The sequence below is a fragment of the Thalassotalea euphylliae genome (assembly GCF_003390375.1).
In the GTDB taxonomy this organism is placed as follows: domain Bacteria; phylum Pseudomonadota; class Gammaproteobacteria; order Enterobacterales; family Alteromonadaceae; genus Thalassotalea_F; species Thalassotalea_F euphylliae_A.
Map to the genome: position 1 here is coordinate 2,484,883 of NZ_QUOT01000001.1, position 21,464 is coordinate 2,506,346.

The 21,464-nt window shown below is 44.5% G+C and carries 16 protein-coding genes; 5 read left to right on the forward strand and 11 right to left on the reverse strand.

The features are described from left to right. The first annotated feature begins 80 nt into the window (after positions 1–80). Positions 81–1,091, forward strand: a complete 1,011-nt coding sequence (locus DXX94_RS11050; protein WP_116015871.1) for a 2-hydroxyacid dehydrogenase — start codon at positions 81–83, stop codon at positions 1,089–1,091. Between the two features lie 91 nt (positions 1,092–1,182). On the opposite strand, the gene DXX94_RS11055 is transcribed toward DXX94_RS11050, so the two are convergent. Together DXX94_RS11055 and rep are read right to left on the reverse strand one after the other, a co-directional pair. Then, positions 1,183–1,785 (reverse strand): hypothetical protein, encoded by a 603-nt coding sequence (locus tag DXX94_RS11055; RefSeq protein ID WP_116015873.1) that lies wholly within the window; start codon positions 1,783–1,785, stop codon positions 1,183–1,185. 71 nt (positions 1,786–1,856) lie between these two features. After that, complete coding sequence (gene rep, locus DXX94_RS11060) at positions 1,857–3,878, reverse strand: DNA helicase Rep (protein ID WP_116015875.1); 2,022 nt, start codon at positions 3,876–3,878, stop codon at positions 1,857–1,859. A gap of 165 nt (positions 3,879–4,043) precedes the next feature. Between rep and ubiK the strand changes: the two genes are divergently transcribed. Further along, positions 4,044–4,313 (forward strand): ubiquinone biosynthesis accessory factor UbiK, encoded by a 270-nt coding sequence (ubiK, locus tag DXX94_RS11065; RefSeq protein ID WP_116015878.1) that lies wholly within the window; start codon positions 4,044–4,046, stop codon positions 4,311–4,313. A 66-nt stretch (positions 4,314–4,379) separates the two neighbouring features. On the opposite strand, the gene DXX94_RS11070 is transcribed toward ubiK, so the two are convergent. The 7 genes from DXX94_RS11070 to ilvG form a co-directional block, all read right to left on the reverse strand. After that, complete coding sequence (locus DXX94_RS11070) at positions 4,380–5,093, reverse strand: helix-turn-helix domain-containing protein (protein WP_116015880.1); 714 nt, start codon at positions 5,091–5,093, stop codon at positions 4,380–4,382. Positions 5,094–5,359: 266 nt separating this feature from the next. After that, positions 5,360–6,289 (reverse strand): SPFH domain-containing protein, encoded by a 930-nt coding sequence (locus DXX94_RS11075; RefSeq protein WP_116015882.1) that lies wholly within the window; start codon positions 6,287–6,289, stop codon positions 5,360–5,362. A gap of 395 nt (positions 6,290–6,684) precedes the next feature. Beyond that, positions 6,685–8,244 (reverse strand): threonine ammonia-lyase, biosynthetic, encoded by a 1,560-nt coding sequence (gene ilvA / locus DXX94_RS11080; RefSeq protein ID WP_116015884.1) that lies wholly within the window; start codon positions 8,242–8,244, stop codon positions 6,685–6,687. Between the two features lie 19 nt (positions 8,245–8,263). After that, positions 8,264–10,138 (reverse strand): dihydroxy-acid dehydratase, encoded by a 1,875-nt coding sequence (ilvD, locus tag DXX94_RS11085; RefSeq protein ID WP_116015886.1) that lies wholly within the window; start codon positions 10,136–10,138, stop codon positions 8,264–8,266. A gap of 154 nt (positions 10,139–10,292) precedes the next feature. Further along, positions 10,293–11,219 (reverse strand): branched-chain amino acid transaminase, encoded by a 927-nt coding sequence (locus tag DXX94_RS11090; RefSeq protein ID WP_115998585.1) that lies wholly within the window; start codon positions 11,217–11,219, stop codon positions 10,293–10,295. 52 nt (positions 11,220–11,271) lie between these two features. Next, the gene (gene ilvM / locus DXX94_RS11095; RefSeq protein ID WP_116015888.1) at positions 11,272–11,541 is read right to left on the reverse strand and encodes an acetolactate synthase 2 small subunit; all 270 of its coding nucleotides are present in this window, start codon (positions 11,539–11,541) and stop codon (positions 11,272–11,274) included. 77 nt (positions 11,542–11,618) lie between these two features. Continuing rightward, positions 11,619–13,295, reverse strand: a complete 1,677-nt coding sequence (ilvG, locus tag DXX94_RS11100; RefSeq protein WP_116015890.1) for an acetolactate synthase 2 catalytic subunit — start codon at positions 13,293–13,295, stop codon at positions 11,619–11,621. 510 nt (positions 13,296–13,805) lie between these two features. Between ilvG and DXX94_RS11105 the strand changes: the two genes are divergently transcribed. Then, positions 13,806–15,329 (forward strand): YifB family Mg chelatase-like AAA ATPase, encoded by a 1,524-nt coding sequence (locus DXX94_RS11105; RefSeq protein ID WP_116015892.1) that lies wholly within the window; start codon positions 13,806–13,808, stop codon positions 15,327–15,329. Positions 15,330–15,350: 21 nt separating this feature from the next. On the opposite strand, the gene ilvY is transcribed toward DXX94_RS11105, so the two are convergent. Beyond that, complete coding sequence (ilvY, locus tag DXX94_RS11110; RefSeq protein ID WP_116015894.1) at positions 15,351–16,241, reverse strand: HTH-type transcriptional activator IlvY; 891 nt, start codon at positions 16,239–16,241, stop codon at positions 15,351–15,353. A gap of 153 nt (positions 16,242–16,394) precedes the next feature. Here ilvY and ilvC point away from each other — a divergent pair, with 153 nt between their 5' ends. Together ilvC and DXX94_RS11120 are read left to right on the forward strand one after the other, a co-directional pair. Continuing rightward, positions 16,395–17,879, forward strand: a complete 1,485-nt coding sequence (ilvC, locus tag DXX94_RS11115; protein WP_116015896.1) for a ketol-acid reductoisomerase — start codon at positions 16,395–16,397, stop codon at positions 17,877–17,879. Between the two features lie 478 nt (positions 17,880–18,357). Further along, positions 18,358–20,268 (forward strand): methyl-accepting chemotaxis protein, encoded by a 1,911-nt coding sequence (locus DXX94_RS11120; RefSeq protein ID WP_116015898.1) that lies wholly within the window; start codon positions 18,358–18,360, stop codon positions 20,266–20,268. A gap of 61 nt (positions 20,269–20,329) precedes the next feature. Here the strand turns inward: DXX94_RS11120 and DXX94_RS11125 are convergent, their stop codons facing one another. Further along, positions 20,330–21,379, reverse strand: a complete 1,050-nt coding sequence (locus DXX94_RS11125; RefSeq protein WP_116015900.1) for a sel1 repeat family protein — start codon at positions 21,377–21,379, stop codon at positions 20,330–20,332. Positions 21,380–21,464 lie beyond the last annotated feature (85 nt).

Consider the following 21,464-nt stretch of genomic DNA (forward strand, 5'->3'; position numbering starts at 1 on the left):
AACCCTCTATCATTAAGCCAAACTATTCACAGCACGCATTCAAACCAGCTAAAACCTAAGTAAGTTAGCAGGAGCAATCTATGTTTCGAGTCGCTGTCTTTAGTAGTAAAAAGTATGATCGCACCTTTTTTGACAAGTTTAATACCACCAGTGATTTAACCTTTGAGTACTTTGATTGTCGGCTTAGCGAAGAAACGGTAGAGCTTGCCCAAGGCTTTAATGCCATCTGCGTGTTTGTGAACGACCAAGTGAATGCCAATGTGTTAGCAAAATTGGCGAACTTTGGTATTGAAATCATCGCACTGCGCTGCGCCGGCTTTAACAATGTCGATATTACCGAAGCCAAGCGCTTAAGTATCAAGGTTTGTCGCGTACCTGAGTATTCACCGCAAGCGGTGGCAGAGCACACGGTAGGTTTAATGCTGACCTTAAGTCGCAAGTTTCACAAAGCCTATAATCGTATTCGCGAAGACAACTTTGCTTTAGATGGCCTGATGGGGTTTAACCTCTATGGCAAAACTGTCGGCATTATTGGCACAGGCAACATAGGAATGGCGACCTTGCGCATTTTAAAAGGCTTTGGCTGTCAGTTGCTGTGTTATGACCCAAGCCCAAGCTTAGAAGCGAAAACCGAAGCCAAAGCGCTTACCGCGAGCTATGTTCCGCTTGCCACACTCTTTCAGCAATCAGACATTATCTCGTTGCATTGCCCACTCGTGCCTGAGACCAAGCATCTAGTGAATCAGCAAACGTTGAGTCAAATGAAGCCAAATGCCATGTTAATTAATACGAGCCGTGGTGCACTGGTTGACACTAAAGCGGCAATCAAAGTGCTGAAAAGCAAGCAACTAGGTTACTTAGGTATTGATGTTTATGAGCAGGAAACCAACCTATTTTTTGAAGATCTTAGTGGTGAAATTTTACAGGACGACACCTTCGCTCGATTAAGCAGTTTTCCCAATGTGCTGATCACCGGTCATCAAGGCTTTTTTACCGAAGAAGCGATAGCCACTATCGCTCAAACGACGATTGAGAGCCTGCAAAAGCTGCTTAACCAACAGGCGATTGAGCCAATACTATTGGTAGCCTAGCCAGAAAAGTTCAATAAATTGAAACGGTTGGGGTTTTAATATTGGCTTTGTTATGGTTTAGTCAAATTGCAGTGTTCCTGCGTATTGAGCTTTAATTGCTAAGTATGTTCACAAATGCACCTTCCCATGAGGAAAGTCCCGCAGCAATAAATACATACAAGCTCAACGCTAAAGGCAAAAGATAATTAGTAAGTGCAGATGTTAAAAAACAAAACCTGAATACTACTTTTAATTGTGGTAACAATACTTGCAACCGAGATACTGCTAACTCTTCATCGGTTGACATCCTATGTCCAAGAGGGTTTCGCTCATCTAGTTCTTTTTGATAACGCAGAACCCAATCGTTCTTTTTGAGCATGTAGTACCCCGAGATAGTATTCTCATTAAGACTCTGACCACTATGTTGCTCAGCTAAGGTTTTAAGCTCACTATCTACTTTCGAGCTCATTAAGCTAGTCCACTTTAAACTAAAATTTGACAGTTCGTCCTCAATAAAAAACAAAGTAAATCGATACAAGAAATAGACAAAAACTATCCACAGAAAATAATAAATGGCCTCTGGTTTACCAAACCCACTAAAGCTGATGCCAGCTAATGTAAGCTTGGCGATATTAACTTTCGCATAATAAGAAAAGAGTAATATTCCATTTACTATAAATAAATTTCTTCTTTGACGAAGAAAGCTATCTGTCATAACACTATACCCACTGATAAATTGTTAATCATTAATATCAAGAAGAAATTATCAAGCCCAGACTCACTTGCTTAACTACCTTTTTTCTTCAATAACTCGCGTAAGTTCGCCACCCCGGCCTTTGCGGTCTCTTGCTTTTGCTCTTGGCTTTTCGGCGCCTTTTCGTTTTCCCAGTTTAAGTCGTCTTGTGGCATTTCATATAAGAAGCGGCTTGGCTCGGTACGCGCTACTTCACCAAACTGACGACGCTCACGGGCGTAAGTACAGATCAGCTCGCGCTTGGCACGGGTCACCCCTACATAGGCTAGGCGGCGCTCTTCTTCGACATTATCTTCATCAATACTGGATTGATGGGGTAGTAAACCTTCTTCCATACCAATTAGGAAGACATAAGGAAATTCCAGACCTTTTGACGCGTGCAGTGTCATTAACTGTACTTGATCGGAAAACTCTTCTTCCTCGTTACGCTCCATCATATCGCGCAAGGTTAAGCGCGACACCACTTGCGGTAACGTCATTGGCTCGTCCAGTTCATCGCCTTCAAGCATTTGGGTGACCCAGCTAAACAGCTGAGTGACGTTCTTCATTCGCATTTCCGCCGCTTTACCACTGGGCGAGCTGTCGTAGAGGTAATCTTCATAGTTCATTTCACGGATCATCGAGCGTAATACCGCGGGCGTATCACCGCGTTCAGCATTATCGGCCGTTTCCACTATCCAACGAGTAAACTTTTGTAAGTTAACCAGTGCACGCCCCGTTAACGTTTGTTCTAAGCCAAATTCAAAGCTGGCAGCAAACATACTAATTTGGCGTTTATTGGCGTAATTCCCTAACTTTTCCAAAGTGGCTGGGCCAAGCTCGCGCTTAGGGACATTACAGATACGCAAAAACGCATTATCGTCGTCATGATTTACCAGTAAACGCAGGTAGGCCATGATGTCTTTAATTTCAGCGCGAGAGAAAAACGACGTGCCACCGCTAATTTTGTAGGGGATGCGGTTGGTCATCAGCGCTTTTTCCAGCAAACGAGATTGATGGTTACCTCGATAAAGAATCGCGTAATCTTTGTAGTGGCTTTTATTCATAAAGCGATGACCAATCAGCTCACCGACAACACGCTCCACTTCATGTTCTTCGTTGCGCGTTTGTACAATACGGATCGGCACACCGTAATCGTGCTCACTAAATAACGCTTTGTCATAAACGTGTGGGTTGTTGGCGATCAAAATGTTGGCACAATGCAGAATACGGCCACTAGAGCGGTAGTTCTGCTCTAGCTTTATCAGCTTCAAATTGGGGTAATCTTGGCCGAGAAGCACTAGGTTTTGCGGCTTGGCACCGCGCCACGAATAAATCGACTGGTCGTCGTCACCAACCACAGTTAAACGACCACGCTCACCAGTGATCAGCTTCACCAATTCATATTGGCTGGCATTGGTATCTTGGTATTCATCCACTAACATATACTGAATTTTTTTCTGCCAACGAGCGCGCACTTCCGGATAATGCTTAAGCAACAAAGTAGGAATTAAAATCAAATCATCAAAATCCAGCGCGTTGTAGGCCTTCATATGGTTGTGATAACGCTGATAAAACTCGGCGTATAAGGCAGTATCGGCATCGCCTGCTTGCTTAAGCACTTGATCCGGCAGCAACAAATCGTTTTTCCAGTTAGAAATCATCATTTGTAGCTTGCTCAGCAAGTCTTTATCACCCTCAAGCTCTTGCTCGGTTAGCTCTTTGAGCAAGGCAATGGTGTCTTGATCATCAAACAGGGTAAAACCCGGCTTATAGCCTAAGGTTTTAATTTCGCGGCGAACAATATCTAATCCAAGCGAGTGAAACGTCGACACGATTAGGCCACGAGTAAGATCGCGCCCTAACATTTTCGCGACACGCTCTTTCATTTCTCGTGCGGCTTTGTTGGTAAAGGTCACCGCAGCAATATTGCGCGCCTTATAGCCACATTTTTGGATCAAGTAAGCAATTTTCTGACAAATAACACCCGTTTTGCCACTGCCCGCGCCAGCCAGCACCAAACAAGGGCCGCTGACATATTTTTTAGCTTCATCTTGGCGAGGGTTTAATTGCATTACTTGGCTCTACCTATGGGTTTATTTCGCGTACTCTATTAAGGCGGCAAATTTTACCTTGTTTTCTGATCTAGACCAGTAGCTCATGCAAAAATTTATGCGATTAGCCGAGCTTTTACGGTAGACTTTCAAGCAAGTGTTCGAATCAACGATAAGGCAACCAAAATGATCAACGCAAAAAAAATTGAAGAAATCGCGAAGCAAGTTAGCGATGCCATTCCACCGGGCGTGAAGTCTGTTGCAAATGAGATTGAAGAGCGCACGAAAACCGTGATTCAACGTAAATTATCTGAGCTCGATGTCGTCACGCGCGAAGAGTTTGATGTACAAACCCAAGTGCTGATCAAAACCCGAGAAAAGCTTTCGGCATTGGAAGCTAGCGTTGCAACCTTAGAGCAAAAGTTAGCAGAGCTTGAGCAAGGCTCGGCAGAGTAATTAACGCAAGTAATGCGCTAGCAGTGTTTTGTCACTGCTAGCAAATAATCTTTTGTCGCTATATTGTTATCTCAACAGTTTGCGTTCAATTACAAACCCCATCACCCCAGCAGCAAATAAGAACACACCGCACACTTGTAGCCATGCATTGATCGGCTGTGCCTGATCAACCATTTGTGAATGCCAATAATACCGAGTGCCACCATCAACTGGTTTTTCAATGGGGTCGCCTAGCCAACTATCAACGCGAAGATATTCAACACTCTTACGGCTGGCCATCTCAATTGCTTTTTTTTCGTGAAGTTCACGACTTTCTTTTTGTCCACGCTGTATTAATTTAGGCCAGTCGTCAAAGATAGTTTTGATCTCACCATCTCGTACTACCCCATCCGAGACATATTCATAATGCTGTTCAGAGAAAATCAACTTGCTATAGCCAGTAAAAAACAGTGTGATAGCAAATACGATTAACGCGCTAGACACTAACAGGTAATTTCTTCGTTGGCTAAATTGTTGTTGGTTTTGTTTATTTAGCCACTGCTCAACATCCGGTAATGACGCCAACTTTTGTACGCTTGTGGTTGGCAGCTTTCGCAATAACTCTTCCAGCCCAATTTCCAATGCTGCGATCAGTTTGCGTAACATATCATTCGATGGCTGCGCTTTATCGTTTTCTAGTTTCGATAAATACGACTGCTCGATACCAGCTAACTCTGCTAGCTCCGGCTGGCTAAATTGTTTCGCTTGTCGAAGCGATTTTAACTGTTCACCTAAACTCATTATCTTTTCCCTATGTTTACTTGTGCCAAAGTTAATTACCTAAAGTTAAAACCTGAAGAAACCCAACAAAGATAAGGCTGCCGGCCGCCCTATTTCGATTGGATTGGCTATTATTCTTGGCTATTCCTCGGTTAATAGAAAGCAGAATATCAGGGAATTTCCTTGAATAAACAGGAAACTTAGTATTTTTTATGAGTCGCAATGACCAAATACGGCGCAATAAAAAAGCCAGACGTTTAGTCTGGCTTTCCGTTAGTTCTTCGAGCTTATTGCTCTTTCATATTCCACAAAATACCCTGGCCGTCACCCATTACCGTTGTTGGCATTTGACCGTTCCATTGCTGCGCTTTTACGTATTCAACCAACACTTTACTGGTTTTAATTGCCTCGGCCTTTTTCTTGATCGCTTCAGCCTCAGCTAAACCTTTCAATCGAATAGCCTCAGCTTCGGCTTTAGCTTCCGTCATAATCGCATAAGCGGAACCGTCAGCACGGGCTTTTTCGGCGTCACGCTTGGCTTCTGCTGTATTTACTTCACGTTGTGCTTCTAGTTTTTGACGCTCTAAGCGATGTTTTTCAGCCGCTGCTAAGTTCTTCTCGGTCTGCTTAGTTTCAATACTTTGCAGATATTTTGCTGGAAGTACTAAGTTTTCGATTTGGGCACTGTCTAACTTGACTGGAAACTCTGACATAGTCGCCAATAGTGTTTCTTCTATTTTTTGAATCACTTTACCGCGATTTTGCACTATTTCCTCAGCTTTGAAGCGTGCTAACGCATCCTTTGCTGCAGAGCGTAAACGCGGGTCAAGAATACGGTTTTCGAATTGATCTAAACCACCGTAATTCTTATACAATTCAAAAGCTTCAGAGCGAATTACCGTCCAGTTAACCGACACTTCCGCTTGCACGGGCATCTGCTCATAAGTTGACGCCTTTAACGCCTCGGTATTTTTACGGGTACGAATTTCAAGCTCTTCAACGGAGTCGGCAAAAGGAACTTTTAAATGTAAGCCTGGGTTTACTTGGGTAGTTGCTTCGCCAAAGCGTTTAACAATACCAACGTGACCTTCATCGATAGTAAAAAACACCATCCATACTAGGATAAAAGCGATGATGGCCACGCCGCCGAGCTTGGCATGACGAAAAATTGGAGGATTTTCAGTGTTGCTTGATTGAGTTAATCCTTTACTAAACATAAACATTCTCCTCTATGTTGTTTGCACGTTGCCAGATAAATTGACAACAAGGGCTTTTAAACTGAGCCCAGAAAGCTCTGTAATATCGGCACATACTATTGGCCAAGTTTGCAATTACAGAGTGAAACGTATTGGTAATATCAATTCTCAATACGGATTGACATAATATGTCATGCTTTTTAGTTTTTTGCAAAAATTTATCAGAACGATTGATTATAAAAAGGTAAATAAGCGTGAAAACAAACTAGGCGAGAATTAAAGCTGGGTAGCTGTGAAAATAGCCGTTAGAAGCCTAATGGCTATTTAACGCAAAGCTGAAATTAGTAGTGTTCGCCGAATGAAAAAGCCCTCAAAATGAGGGCTTTAATCAAAGAAGTTAGTAAATAGCTAGGCTGCTAGCCCTGCTTTAGAAATGCATGATAAGCAAGGTTTTGTGTTTCTTCCTGCCATTCATAACCTAGGTCTTTAAGATGGCGGAAAAAGTCTAATTGGTCTTTTTCATTAACATCGAAGCCCGCCAGCACTTGACCAAACGCCGCGCCGTGGTTGCGATAGTGGAACAGGGTAATGTTCCAATACTCGCCGAGTGTATCTAAAAACTTTTCCAATGCCCCTGGATACTCAGGAAACTGGAAGCGGAAAATACGTTCATCAACCGCTACCGAGCTTTGTCCACCGACCATATAACGAACATGTAATTTCGCCAGTTCGTTGTCAGTAAAGTCTTTCACCTGATAACCAGCTTTAGTGAGCTCTTGTTGTAGTTGCAAGCGCTCTTCGACACCGCCAGCAATACGGATACCGACAAAGATATTGGCACTGCTCTCATCAGCAAAGCGATAGTTAAATTCAGTAATGCCACGGCCTGATAAGGTTTGGCAGAAGCGTCTAAAACTGCCCTTTTGCTCAGGAATGGTGACCGCAAACACCGCTTCTTTTTGCTCGCCTAGCTCGCAGCGCTCCGAAATATAGCGCAAGCTATGAAAATTCATATTAGCACCAGAAAGCACGGCCGCTAAGTTCTCACCACCTTTGCTGGTTTGACAATACTTACTGATCGCAGCCAATGACAGCGCACCTGCAGGTTCAGCAATGACTCTTGTTTGCTCGAAAACATCTTTAATTGCCGCGCAAATTTCATCGCTATTAACCGTGATCACATCATCACAATAATGTTTGATAACGTCGAAAGTATGTTGGCCAATTCGCTTAACCGCAACACCATCGGCGAATAAGCCTACTTGGCTTAAATCAGTTGGCTGACCTTTGTCCATCGCGGCTTTTAAGCAAGCGGAGTCTTCTGCTTCAACACCAATCACTTTAATATCAGGTCGTAGCTGCTTTAAATACACCGCCATACCCGCCAACAAGCCACCGCCACCAACAGGCACAAACACCGCATCAAGCTTGGTATGTTGCTGTAGTAACTCCTTCGCTACAGTACCTTGTCCAGCAATGACATCAACATCATCAAACGGGTGGATCAGCGTTTTTTGCTCTTGCTCAGCACACTCAATCGAGGCTTGTTGCGCATCGTTATAGCTTTTACCCACTAAGCGTACTTCCGCGCCTAAGCGACGGACATTGTCCACTTTAATATCGGGCGTAGTGATCGGCATAAAGATGGTGGCATTAATACCTAACTTACTTGCCGCAAGCGCCAACCCTTGTGCGTGATTACCGGCAGAGGCGGCAACTACCCCATGAATACATTGCGCTTCAGGTAGGTTGGCTAACTTGTTATAGGCACCACGTAACTTGAACGAATGTACTGGCTGTTGATCTTCACGTTTCAAGAAAATCTGATTGCCCAAACGCGCAGAGAGTTTCGTTAGCGGCGTTAAATCGGTTTCTTTGGCGACATCATATACTGGCGCCAGCAAAATTCGGCGTAAGTAATCAACACCGAGTTCTTGTGCGCTTTGTGCTTGATGTTCACCCGCATGATTTGCCATTGGTTGCCTCTTACTTGCTCTAGGTTTTATCTGAGCCGTCTGATACGGCACTATCAAGTAACTCGCGATTACGTACCGCGCCTTTATCAGCACTTGTGGCTAACATCGCATAGTTTTTCAAGGCGTAACTAATTGGGCGAACGCGGCTTGCTGGGTGCCAACTGTTAGGCTTAGCATCCATCGCAGCACGGCGTTTCGCTAGTTCGTCATCGCTAATATTCAACTTGATTGAACGACTTGGAATGTCGATAACAATTTCATCGCCATTTTCAACGAGCGCAATTGCACCGCCACTGGCAGCTTCTGGCGACACATGGCCAATTGATAAACCAGAAGTACCGCCCGAGAAGCGACCATCGGTGATCAAGGCACAAGCTTTACCTAAGCCCATAGATTTAAGGTACGTGGTTGGGTACAACATTTCTTGCATACCAGGGCCACCTTTAGGGCCTTCGTAGCGAATAACCACCACTTCGCCAGCGACAACGCTGCCATTTAAAATGCCTTCAACGGCATCGTCTTGGCTTTCAAAAACGTGAGCAGGTCCGGTAAACGTCAAGTTGTCTTCACTGACGCCAGCGGTTTTTACGACACAGCCATCAATAGCAAGATTACCAGATAATACCGCTAGACCACCTTCGGTTGAAAAGGCGTTATCGAGCGAGCGAATACAGCCATTTTCACGATCATCGTCTAAGGTATCCCAGCGGCAATCTTGGCTAAACGCTTTGGTCGTGCGAATGCCGGCAGGACCTGCGCGATAGAATTTCTTAACGTCTTCGTCGTCAGTCACTTTAATATCGTACTGGGCCAAATGCTCAGTTAACGAAGTGCCCAATACGTTGGTCACGTTAGGCTTTAATAGTTTGGCACGAGCTAATTCACCTAAAATGCCAATAACACCGCCAGCACGGTGAACATCTTCCATATGGTATTTTTGCGTCGACGGCGCCACTTTACAAAGCTGTGGTACTTCACGAGATAACTTATCCATGTCAGCCATGGTGTAATCGATACCCGCTTCTTGCGCTACTGCTAATAAATGCAAAATCGTATTGGTTGAGCCGCCCATGGCTATGTCTAAACACATGGCATTGTGCATCGCATCACGGTTAGCGATGTTGCGCGGCAGTGCTGATTCGTCTTCGTCGAAGTAGTAACGCTTAGTTAGCTCAACAATTTGCTTGCCGGCTTTTTTGAATAGCTGCTCGCGATCAGCGTGTGTCGCTAACATTGAGCCGTTACCCGGTAAGGCTAAACCTAATGCTTCGGCTAAACAGTTCATTGAGTTGGCGGTAAACATACCAGAGCAAGAACCACAAGTTGGACACGCCGAACGTTCGATTTGATCACTTTGCTCATCACTGACCGTAGGGTCAGCCCCTTGGATCATGGCATCAACTAAATCAAGTTTGATGATTTGATCGGAAAGTTTGGTTTTACCCGCTTCCATTGGGCCACCTGAAACAAAAATAACTGGGATATTCAGGCGCATAGCTGCCATCAACATGCCCGGCGTGATCTTGTCACAGTTAGAAATACACACCATAGCATCAACACAGTGGGCATTGACCATGTACTCCACTGAATCAGCGATCAGATCGCGCGATGGTAAGCTGTACAGCATGCCGCTGTGCCCCATGGCAATACCGTCATCAACGGCAATGGTGTTAAATTCTTTGGCGTTTGCACCAGCCTCTTCAATGGCACGAGCGACAAGCTGACCCATATCTTTTAAATGAACATGGCCCGGCACAAACTGAGTAAATGAGTTAACTACGGCAATAATAGGCTTGCCAAAGTCTCCATCCGTCATCCCTGTTGCTCGCCACAATGCGCGAGCGCCTGCCATATTTCGGCCTTGTGTTGACGTTGCTGATCGTAATTTTGGCATTTTCTTGTCCTACTATTGCTGTATTCGTTAACTGCTTTAATTTTATAAGGGTGGTTTAATCGCACTAGAGCAAGGCGGGAACGCACAGCTTATTACCATAAGTGAGCATTCCCAACCATCAACTAGGTAACGGTCATAGTGCGATTAAGTTTCCTTATTCGACTGGCTCTAACCAGTTCCACTTATCTTCGGTAGTACCATCAAAGATACCAAAGAAGGCATCTTGCAAGGCTTTAGTTACTGGGCCGCGAGAGCCTTTGCCTACAGGTAAACCATCAACTGATTTCACCGGCACAATTTCAGTTGCGGTCCCTGTCATAAAGAATTCATCCGCTAAGTAAAGTGACTCACGAGAAATTGGCTCTTCACGCACTTCATAGCCTAGATCACGTGCTAGGGTGATCACCGCATCACGCGTTAAGCCCGGTAAAATAGAAGCTGTACTAAATGGCGTGTAAATCACACCATTGCGCACTAGGAATAAATTCTGGCCAGCGCCCTCGCTGACCATATTATTTACGTCTAATGCGATACCTTCGGTGTAGCCGTGACGACCCGCTTCCATCGAGATCAGCTGCGACGATAAGTAGTTACCACCAGCTTTTGCCGCTGTTGGCATAGTGTTCGGTGCTAAGCGGTTCCAGCTTGAAACGCCCACTTCTACACCGCCTTCAATGGCATCGGCACCCAAATAAGCTTCCCAGCTAAATGCAGCAACCATTAAGTCCGCTTGCGCATCTAGTGGTGGACGAAGACCCATACCAATATCACCCAAAAACGCTAATGGGCGTAAGTAAGCGGCTTTTAAGCCATTTTTAACCACGGCGTCTTTACACGCTTGTACTACTTCTTCATTGGTGTATGGAATATCCATACGGTAAACTTTTGCTGAATCGAATAGACGATCAACGTGTTCTTGCAACCTGAAAATACAGGTGCCTTTGTGCGTGTTGTAGGCGCGAATACCTTCAAACACTGATGAACCATAGTGCAGAGCATGACTCATGACATGCACGGTCGCATCCGCCCAAGGGATGAGTTTACCGTTAAACCAAATGAGTTCTGCGCTTACTTTAGCCATAATAATTCCTATCTATTGGGTCTTGCTGACCTTATCTGTTATTCCGCCTACATTATGCGCGACATTGCGCGCTAGCGGTATCTTGAATTTCAATTGTTTTAATATCGAACAATTTACTTAATTGTAACTGCAACTGGCTAACTGGGTGCTCTGATGAGACTGTCATTTCAATATCAAGCGCATCACTGCTTTGCTCAGAAAACATATTAATGCCATTGACCTGAAAACCACGGTAACGGGTCACTTGTAAAATACGCTCTAGTACCGTGGCTTGCTGGGCGGCAGAGATTCTTAACGTATGTTCTGGTGTAGCAGTGTTCATGGCGATTCCTATCAATAGTCTCGTTATGGTTTAGCCTACTGGCATTGTGTTAATGACATTGCATTAGCGGCGTTGCGTTAGTTCACTTTATCTTGGGTTTCTATCATTTTGTCGTTCGCAGTTTCCGGCGGCACCAGTGGCCACACGTTATCTGCTTCATCAATTTTGACCTGCAATAAGTACGGGCCGTTATGCGCGAGCATTTCATCGATAGCCGAAGACACCTCAGCTTTAGTGGTAATTTGTTTCGCTTTGATATCAAAAGCGTTGGCCAACATGACGAAATCAGGATTGTCTGACAGGTCTGTTTCACTTAATCGACCATTAAAGAACAAGTCTTGCCATTGGCGCACCATGCCTAATTTGCTGTTGTCGATTAACACGATTTTGATCGGTAGTTGAAATCGTTTGATGGTTGCTAGTTCTTGGACATTCATCATAAATGAACCATCGCCAGTCACTGCGATGATGGTATCGGTTGGACGGCTAACTTGCGCGCCGATGGCAGCAGGTAAGCCAAAGCCCATGGTGCCTAAGCCACCACTGGTTAAGAAATTTTCTGGACCATTAATCGCCATATGTTGCGCCGCCCACATTTGGTGCTGACCAACATCTGTCGTAACCACTGAATTAGCTGGCATTTTTAGCGAAATTTCGTTCAATACTTTCGGGGCATAAATGCCCTCGCCCGGGTGGTTATAATCCCAAGCAAAGCTGTCTTTTAAGTGCTGGCATTTTTGCTGCCATGGTTCAATTGATAGCGGCATGGCAAGCGCTGGCAAGTTCACTTTAAGTTCGCCTAATACCGCCGCGTTGGCAGTTCTGCGTTTGCCCACTTCCGCTTGGTCAATATCAAAATGAACCACTTTGGCATGTGGTGCGAACTCAGCTAATTTACCTGTCACTCTGTCATCAAAGCGAGCACCGACAGCCACTAATAAATCACACTCTTGCACCGCCAAGTTAGCCGCTTTGGTACCGTGCATACCTAACATACCTAAGTAGTATTCATCGTCCACTGGTACTGTGCCTAAACCCTTTAAGGTAGAAACAGTCGGCATCTTGGTTTGTGCTAAGAATTCACGAAGCTCAGGTACAGCATTGGCCATTCCAACGCCACCACCAACATATAAAATTGGCTTTTGTGCTTGGCTAAGCAAGGCCAGGGCGGTGCCCATATTGGCTGGTTCATTTGATGCAGGCATTACACTAGTCGGTACCGCTTCTAGCGTTTTTGTTACCGCAGCTAGTTGGATATCTTTTGGAATATCAACCAGTACCGGCCCTTGTCGGCCAGATAGTGCAATATCAAACGCTTGGTGAAGCGTAGAGGCAAGTTCATTGACATCACGTACTTGAAAACAGTGTTTAGTGCACGCCAGCGACAAACCAATAATATCGACTTCTTGAAACGCATCTGAGCCCATCGCACCCGTCGCCACTTGGCCAGTAATGGCGACTACTGGGATAGAGTCGGCATAAGCGTCAGCCAAACCTGTGATCAAATTCGTTGCACCGGGGCCTGAAGTTGCAAAGCAGACACCCACTTGTTTAGCCGCACGTGCATAACCGACCGCAGAAAACGCTGCACCTTGCTCATGGCGACACAAGAAGTGCTGAACCTCACTGTCATACAAGGCATCATAGATCGGCATAATCGCGCCGCCAGGATAGCCAAAAACATGCTTTACACCATGCTGCTGTAAAACATTTAAAAGCATGGTTGCGCCTGTATGTGAGTGTTCAGTTGTCATTGCGGTTTTCGCTATAATATTTGGTTAATCAATGTGTTAATTAAATTTCAATTTAGCTACTTAAGAGCAAACTCTGGTTTACGACAAAAAGTTCAAGCCTTAAGTAAAACAAAACCCCCGGTCCTTTCGGAGCGGGGGTTGGTGTTTTGATTTCAGAAATTTTTCTTAGCGCAACCAACTTCCCCGCGATGATTTAATAATCACCACGACGAGAATGTTAATAATCACTGCGCTTACGTTATTCATGTTTTGCTAAAATTCTACTGACAAAAATGTGAATAGTTATTTATTTTTTCTGAAAAAATATTTAACTGGTTAATCTTTTTAAATTAGTATCACAGCCCGTCACCAGTGTGCAAGCACTTTTCAGATCAAATTTTAATGACTACGAAATACTTACTATTTATAGCATTTATCTAAGTCTAACCTAGTTGATTCAACAGCTAATTCGCGAACTTAGCACATAGCCACTACACTCTATAAAAATGGATTGATTTAAAAAGGATTTTTATGTCTCTCGCCTGTGTTTATAGCCGTGCTCGCCTTGGTTTATCATCGCCTTTAGTCACGGTGGAAGTGCATATTTCCAATGGACTCCCGGCATTTTCGATTGTTGGCTTGCCAGAAACCTCAGTTAAAGAATCAAAAGACAGAGTGCGCAGTGCGCTTATTAATTGCGGTTATGAATTTCCCGCTAAACGTATTACGGTAAACCTCGCGCCTGCCGATCTACCCAAAGAGGGTGGTCGTTTTGATTTGCCGATCGCCATGGGCATTCTCGCCGCTTCAAACCAACTACCCGATCACGATTTAAGCGAATACGAGTTTGCGGGCGAGCTGGCTTTATCAGGTGAACTCAGAGCCATTATTGGCGAAATTCCATTGACGCTTGCGTGCCAGCATGCAGGCAGAACCTTAGTTCTCCCCAGAAAAAATGCAGAAAAAGCACAATGGCTTGAAGCCCCTAAAGTGATCGCGATAGATCACTTACAACAGCTTTTTCCGCACTTTGCCCGACAATCGCCTCTACCGTTTTTTACCAGCCAAGATAAGCAACCACCGAGCCGACAAGTGCCATTAGATATGAAGGATGTGATTGGCCAGCCACTGGCAAAACGAGCGTTGGAGATCGCTGCCAGCGGTGGTCATAATTTATTATTTGTTGGCCCACCGGGCACAGGTAAAACCATGCTGGCAAGCCGTTTACCGGGTATTTTGCCGCAAATGAGTCGCGACGAAGCAATTGAGAGTGCCGCCATACAATCAATCAGCCAACATGATATTGATAGCACCACGTGGGGGATCCGACCTTTCCGCTCGCCCCACCACACCGCCACCGCAGCGGCACTTATTGGCGGTGGCTCATATCCGCAACCGGGCGAAGTATCACTGGCGCACAATGGCGTGCTATTTTTGGATGAGCTACCAGAATTTGATCGCAAAGTGCTAGATGTAATGCGTGAACCAATGGAGTCAGGTGAAGTCACCATTTCGCGTGCCAACCACAAGCAAACCTTTCCTGCACAGTTTCAATTGGTAGCGGCAATGAACCCAAGTCCAACGGGGTTTTACAATGACAAACGCAGTACACCGGAACAAACGCTGCGCTACCTTAACCGCCTATCGGGCCCTTTTCTCGATCGTATTGACATTCAAATTGAAGTGGCACGCCTGCCTAGAGGCATTTGGAGCGACAACCAACAGCATGAGGAAAACAGCGAGGCGGTACGTGAACGGGTGATGTACTGTCGCGCCATTCAGTTAACACGACAAGGAAAAGCCAACGCCTTGCTCAGCAGCAGTGAACTGCGCGAGCATTGTACGTTATCGCCAGAAGACAACGAGTTTTTAGAGTTAGCGGTGGAAAAACTTGGGCTGTCGACCCGCGCCCATCATAAAATTCTCAAAATAGCCCGCACTTTGGCGGATATGGATAACAGTGAGGCGATTGCCCATAGTCATTTAATTGAAGCACTCTCGTATCGGGCGATGGATCGTATTTTACGCCATCTAACCGATGCGCTCGCGATTTAGTCTTACAGCTTAGGCTGTACTTTAAGCCGCACTGTGGCTGATTGATTGTAAAAAGGCCTTCACTAGTGGCTGCTCTTTGCGAATGTTTAAACAGCACACGCCAAGATCAAAGGGTTTGATACCGTGCTCTATATCTAGCGCATAGACCCTGTCTTTCACTGGGCTTAGATCTACAACTACCTGAGGCGCTATGCCAATGCCACAACCTAGCGCCACCATACTGACAATTGCCTCGTGGCCTGAAACCGTTGCGTAAATATTGGGTTTGCCAAATTGCATGCTGCGCAGCCATTTTTCGAATCGCGTACGCGCTGAGCCATGCTCTGGCAATATCACCGGAATTTCAGACCAGTTGATCATCTTCGCCTGCAATTGCTGCTGTACATGGCATGCCATGGTCGGGGCAATAATGTTAAGCGGAACTTGTTCAATATGGTGAAAATGGTAACTACTGGATAAGTTCTCTGGCATCGCTGCGATGGCGATATCTACGTGCTGTTGCTGCACTTGCGGCAGTGCACCTGCCGCATCACCAGTGGTTAGCATTAATTCAACGAGCGGGTGTTGCTGTCGAAAACTGTCAATTAATTTTGGCAAATGACTATAGGCAGCGGTCACTGAGCAATAAATATGAAGCTGACCTGTTAATTGGGCTTGTTGTTGGTTGAGCGAGAGTTTCAACAAAGATAATTGCTCCAACTGCTGCTCGGCATAGTGTTTGAGTTGCTCGCCAGCTGGGGTGAGTTTAGCGGTGCGGTTATCGCGGATCAGCAACTGGCAACCCAGCTCTTCTTCTAAGCGCGTAATGGTGCGACTTAGCGTTGATGGGCTTACATAAAACTGCTCAGCCGTTTTGCCAAAATGCAGTTGCTTGGCAAGATGATGAAACATCGCCAGCGCTTTGGTATCCATAAGGTTAACTCCCTGCGAGACAATTTCGATTGTAGCTCTTAAAAACCACGTTGCACATTTCGCAACACAACAATGCAAATAATTCACTTTAGGCAATAATAACCCTGCGTTATGGTGTGCTCAACCAATTAATTTAGAAAAATGGAATCCGCTATGGCTAACTACTTCAACACTTTAAGCTTGCGTGAGCAGCTTGCCCAACTTGGCAAATGTCGTTTTATGAAACGCGAAGAATTTGCCGACGGCTGTAACTTTATCAAGGACTGGAATATCGTTATCGTCGGTTGTGGTGCCCAAGGTTTGAACCAAGGGTTAAACATGCGTGATTCTGGCCTAAATATCAGCTACGCCTTGCGTGAAGCAGCCATTGCTGAAAAGCGTCAATCTTGGCGCTGGGCAACAGAAAATGGTTTTACTGTAGGTACTTACGAAGAGTTAATTCCACAAGCGGATTTAGTACTTAACCTTACGCCAGATAAACAACACACCTCAGCGGTTAGCGCGGTAATGCCGTTAATGAAGCACGGCTCTACGCTTGCTTATTCACACGGTTTTAATATCGTTGAAGAAGGTATGCAAATTCGCCCAGACATCACAGTTGTGATGGTTGCACCTAAGTGCCCGGGTACGGAAGTACGCGAAGAATACAAGCGTGGTTTCGGTGTACCAACGCTAATTGCAGTTCATCCTGAAAATGATCCAAACGGTAACGGCTTAGCGATTGCGAAAGCTTACGCATCAGCTACTGGTGGTGACCGCGCTGGTGTTCTTGAGTCATCGTTTATCGCAGAAGTGAAATCTGACTTGATGGGTGAGCAAACCATTCTATGTGGTATGTTGCAAACAGGTGCGATTTTAGGTCACCAACAGTTAGTCGCCAATGGTGTTGACGCTGGCTACGCTCGCAAGCTTATTCAATTCGGTTGGGAAACCGTTACCGAAGGCTTAAAGCACGGTGGTATCACCAACATGATGGATCGCCTTTCAAACCCTGCGAAAATCAAAGCATACGATATGGCGGAAGAGCTAAAAGTGATCCTTCGCCCATTATTTGAAAAGCATATGGATGACATTATCGAAGGTCACTTCTCTGCCACTATGATGGAAGACTGGGCTAACGATGATAAAAACCTATTAACTTGGCGCGCACAAACAGCAGAAACCTCGTTTGAATTGGCACCAGACAGCGATGCTGAAATTACTGAGCAAGAATTCTACGACCGCGGTATTTTCTTAGTGGCGATGGTGAAAGCAGGTGTTGAATTAGCGTTCGAATCTATGGTGGCTGCTGGTATTATCGAAGAGTCAGCTTACTACGAATCACTACATGAAACGCCACTGATTGCGAACTGTATTGCCCGTAACAAGTTATACGAAATGAACGTAGTAATCTCGGACACAGCGGAATACGGTAACTACTTATTTAGCCACGCAGCAGTGCCGTTATTATCTGACTTTGTTAGTAAATTAAGCCTAGCAGATTTAGGCGAAGGCTTAGCTACTACCAACAATGGTGTTGATAACGTACGCTTAATTGAAGTGAATGAAGCGATTCGTACTCACCCAGTAGAAACTGTTGGTAAAGAGTTACGCGGCTACATGACTGATATGAAGCGTATTGTTGAAGCAGATCTTTAATTCCTGCTGCAATACGTAAATACTCAGATAAATTATGCAGATAAGGTGAGCAGCACCTTATCTGTTATTAAGCCTAAGTACACAAATAGATTTACCTACTTCATTAAATTTGCTCGCTGCAAATCGGGTGACTGAACTTGCTATCAGCCATTGCGATTGTCACCCAACCTATTCTGCTCATATATCAATTCAAACCTCATTAGCTTTAAGTTTTAACTGAGCTCACCACCGAGTGATCTCCCCTAAAGTTTTACTGAGCTACATCTTGTGATTGCTTATGACTTGGCTTACTGCCCTCATGACTCAAACCCGTTTTAAGACGAAAAGTTATGATTTATAACCAATCGCTATGCAAATAAAACTCTGCCAATTTCAGCCACTTGTCATATAAATGAAAAGATTGCATCTATCTACTAATGGGTTTCTTATTTTTAAATGTTAATATACGTAACTTTGTTGTAGATCAAGGAATAAGTTGTTGTTTTCCATTAACAAAAAAATAACATCTGCATTGTTGTTTAGTGTTTTACTCACTGCCATATCAGTGGGAACTTACAGCCAATTGGCCGCTCGAACAGTTGTTGAAACACGTTTACTAGAGAAAGAACTACCTAATACCATGACCCATATTAGCGGTGAAATCGAGAAAGAGATTGCCGTTATGTACAGTGTCGCCAAACAAATAGCGACTGATCCACTGTTGTTAAACTGGACGCAAACAGGAGCAAATAAAAAGACCGAAGTACTAGTTATCGAAAAACTAGCAAATGTTGCTTCTGAAAACGGCTACAGTAGTACCTCTTTTGCCGATCGCACAACAGGAAACTACTGGAACCAAAGTGGTTTTTTAAGACAGTTACAAAGAAATAGCGAAGACGGCTGGTTTTTCGCCTACCGCGACAGTGGCTTAGAATCTGCGATTAATATTTACCGTTACCCAGGCGGTGAAAAAGTTGATGTATTTGTTAACCATCAGCAAATCAACGGTATCGGGCTTGCGGGTATCGGAAAGTCTTTTGGCGATATTATCAACTTGTTGAATAGTTTCCGCATCGAGCAAACAGGCTTCGTCTACTTGGTTGATGGCAAGGGGGTTATTCAGGTTCATCAGGACGACAGCTTAATTGGTAAAAATATTAGCGACGTCTATGGTTTATCATCTAGCCAGCTGTTAAACAAAGCAGAATACAGTCAAATAGAAGCACAACCAGCAGGCGAAAAACTACTGGTAACTTCTAGTTATGTACCAACGGGGAATTGGTATGTCATTGGCCAAGTTCCTGAGGCTGAAGTATACCAACAGCTCAATGATGCAACATTGAGTATGGTAATTTGGACCTTAGTCATCGTACTTATTACAGCTGGTGCATCGGTTGTTATTGCTCGTTCAATTACACTGCCTATCAAGCAATTAGCGCAACTGTTTACACAAATGGGTCAAGGCGAGGCCGATTTAAATTACCGAATTCCGGAAACTGGTCAGCAGGAATTAGTTGCCGTTGCCAAAGGTTACAATGCCTTTATCGGTAAACTAGCCGAGCTATTTGAGACGATTGCACAGAGTAGCCGAGAGTTACATAAAACCGCTGACGAGCTAGCCTCGAAAAGTGAGCAGACTAAGACAAGTGCCGCTAATAACGACACCAACACACAACATATTTCTAATGCCCTGTCGCAAATCAACACCACAGTTTCAGAAATTGCCCAAAGTGCTGTTCAGGCGTCTGATTTGGCAGAGAATGTACGTAACAACGGCAGTGAAATCGCAACAGTGATCACCCATGCCAAATCAGATATTGATCAGCTTGGTAGCAAAATTCACGACGTATCTAAGGTTATTGCTAACCTAACGGAAAACACTGAAACCATCGCGCAAGCTTTAGGTGTCATTGAATCAATTTCAGATCAAACTAACTTGTTAGCACTTAACGCTGCAATTGAAGCAGCGCGAGCTGGCGAGCATGGTCGAGGCTTCGCGGTAGTAGCTGAAGAAGTCCGTAGTTTAGCAGGCAAAACGGCTGACTCGACCACGGAAATTCAGACCATAATGGAGCAGCTGCAACAAACATCTACCGCTGCTACCGCAGAGATCAAAGCTATTATCGCGCAATCAGAAAGTACGAATGCCTCTATTAATGAGGCGCAGGATAAACTGCAACTGAGCGGTGAGCTAACGCTACAAATCTCTGACACTAACCATTTGGTGGCAACTGCAACTGAACAACAGGCGATTTCTCTCAACGATATCAACAACAATATGTCAGAAATTCGCGAGATCTCAGAAGAGAACATGAACAACGTTCAAGCAATTGCTAATAGCACAGAGCAGCTGAATGAGCTGGCAGAAACACTTGATACCTTAGTTACTCAGTTTGAGCATCATAAATAGAATTTAAGTCGTAACCAGCTAATGAGAAAGCGATGTATTCCCGGTGAATGCATCGCTTTTTTTATAAGTTCTTTTTATTGACGGTAATATTCACGCCGAAATCTAACAGTCTTTGATGGAAGCTGGCTAAGTCACAGGCTTTGGTTTGCTGACATATAATCGCAAACTTTTTGATAGCTCGTTTATTGCTTTGCAGTGACGCTTGCTCAAGCCAATATAGTGCAGTATTAAAATCCGATTTCACCACATCACCGGCTAAGTAGATTTCTGCTAGCTTTATCTGACCTGAAGCGAAACCCAGTGTTGCAGATTGTTCAAACTTAACAAATGCCTTAACCAAGTGATCTTCAATATAGCCCGCTCTTTCAAATGCTAAACCTGAGGCGTATTCCCGTTCTCCTGGGATGTAGCTCGTGCTTACCTGATAACCAGTATCACTAATAATGAAGTTACCAAACAACATATTGCCTTCCGGCCTAGCTGCTTTAACTATGCCTTCTCGTTGATACAAGTCTGTGAACTGGGCTTGCGTAAAATTATGACTATTCTTGCCAAAATAACTGAATGCCCTTGTCTGCCCGGACGAAATTGCTTCTTCAAAGGATGACTGATGTTGATAAAAGAAGTTTCCATAAATAACAGAAACAGTATCGCCAGTTAAATCAACAAGCTTAGCAATGCGAAACTTTTCATGCGGGCGATAGTGATTATTGAGTTTTCGATAATCAATTAACAAAAAGTCATTAATCTGCGGATAGCTAACGAGTTGCTCAAGCTGATGCTGCTCTGCTTGTCGATCCTGCCACCAGCTAGCGGCCAAATAAATTAAGAGAATTAGGCCTGTAAATTTGATCAGGAACTGATAGACAGTAAATGCCGAGCCTAGCAATTGTTTGTATAGTTGAGCATCAATTCCTTGCTGGCCAACACGAGTTAAGCACTCTGTGCATTCTAGTTCAATTCTTCGCCCTACAGGGTATAGGGGCAGGCTTTGCAAAAAAACATAAGCGTAACGTATACAGCCTTTAACATGATGCTTATTACCACCACAATGCGAACACTGATGTTGATATGTCACACCGCCATTTGTTGTTGACTCGCCGTACTCCATTACATCCTCCTGATTTGCTTATAAAAAGTTATAACAAACGATTAATATTCAAGCAATATTTTTATACTAAGCCTTTCGTAATTCC

Bases quoted from the DNA above. Each gene is read 5' to 3' on its own strand.
- ubiK (WP_116015878.1), top strand. From the start codon at position 4,044: ATGATCAACGCAAAAAAAATTGAAGAAATCGCGAAGCAAGTTAGCGAT.
- DXX94_RS11055 (WP_116015873.1), bottom strand. From the start codon at position 1,785: ATGACAGATAGCTTTCTTCGTCAAAGAAGAAATTTATTTATAGTAAAT.
- DXX94_RS11050 (WP_116015871.1), top strand. From the start codon at position 81: ATGTTTCGAGTCGCTGTCTTTAGTAGTAAAAAGTATGATCGCACCTTT.
- DXX94_RS11075 (WP_116015882.1), bottom strand. From the start codon at position 6,289: ATGTTTAGTAAAGGATTAACTCAATCAAGCAACACTGAAAATCCTCCA.
- ilvG (WP_116015890.1), bottom strand. From the start codon at position 13,295: ATGACAACTGAACACTCACATACAGGCGCAACCATGCTTTTAAATGTT.
- DXX94_RS11090 (WP_115998585.1), bottom strand. From the start codon at position 11,219: ATGGCTAAAGTAAGCGCAGAACTCATTTGGTTTAACGGTAAACTCATC.
- ilvD (WP_116015886.1), bottom strand. From the start codon at position 10,138: ATGCCAAAATTACGATCAGCAACGTCAACACAAGGCCGAAATATGGCA.
- ilvM (WP_116015888.1), bottom strand. From the start codon at position 11,541: ATGAACACTGCTACACCAGAACATACGTTAAGAATCTCTGCCGCCCAG.
- ilvA (WP_116015884.1), bottom strand. From the start codon at position 8,244: ATGGCAAATCATGCGGGTGAACATCAAGCACAAAGCGCACAAGAACTC.
- rep (WP_116015875.1), bottom strand. From the start codon at position 3,878: ATGCAATTAAACCCTCGCCAAGATGAAGCTAAAAAATATGTCAGCGGC.
- ilvY (WP_116015894.1), bottom strand. From the start codon at position 16,241: ATGGATACCAAAGCGCTGGCGATGTTTCATCATCTTGCCAAGCAACTG.
- ilvC (WP_116015896.1), top strand. From the start codon at position 16,395: ATGGCTAACTACTTCAACACTTTAAGCTTGCGTGAGCAGCTTGCCCAA.
- DXX94_RS11070 (WP_116015880.1), bottom strand. From the start codon at position 5,093: ATGAGTTTAGGTGAACAGTTAAAATCGCTTCGACAAGCGAAACAATTT.
- DXX94_RS11105 (WP_116015892.1), top strand. From the start codon at position 13,806: ATGTCTCTCGCCTGTGTTTATAGCCGTGCTCGCCTTGGTTTATCATCG.
- DXX94_RS11125 (WP_116015900.1), bottom strand. From the start codon at position 21,379: ATGGAGTACGGCGAGTCAACAACAAATGGCGGTGTGACATATCAACAT.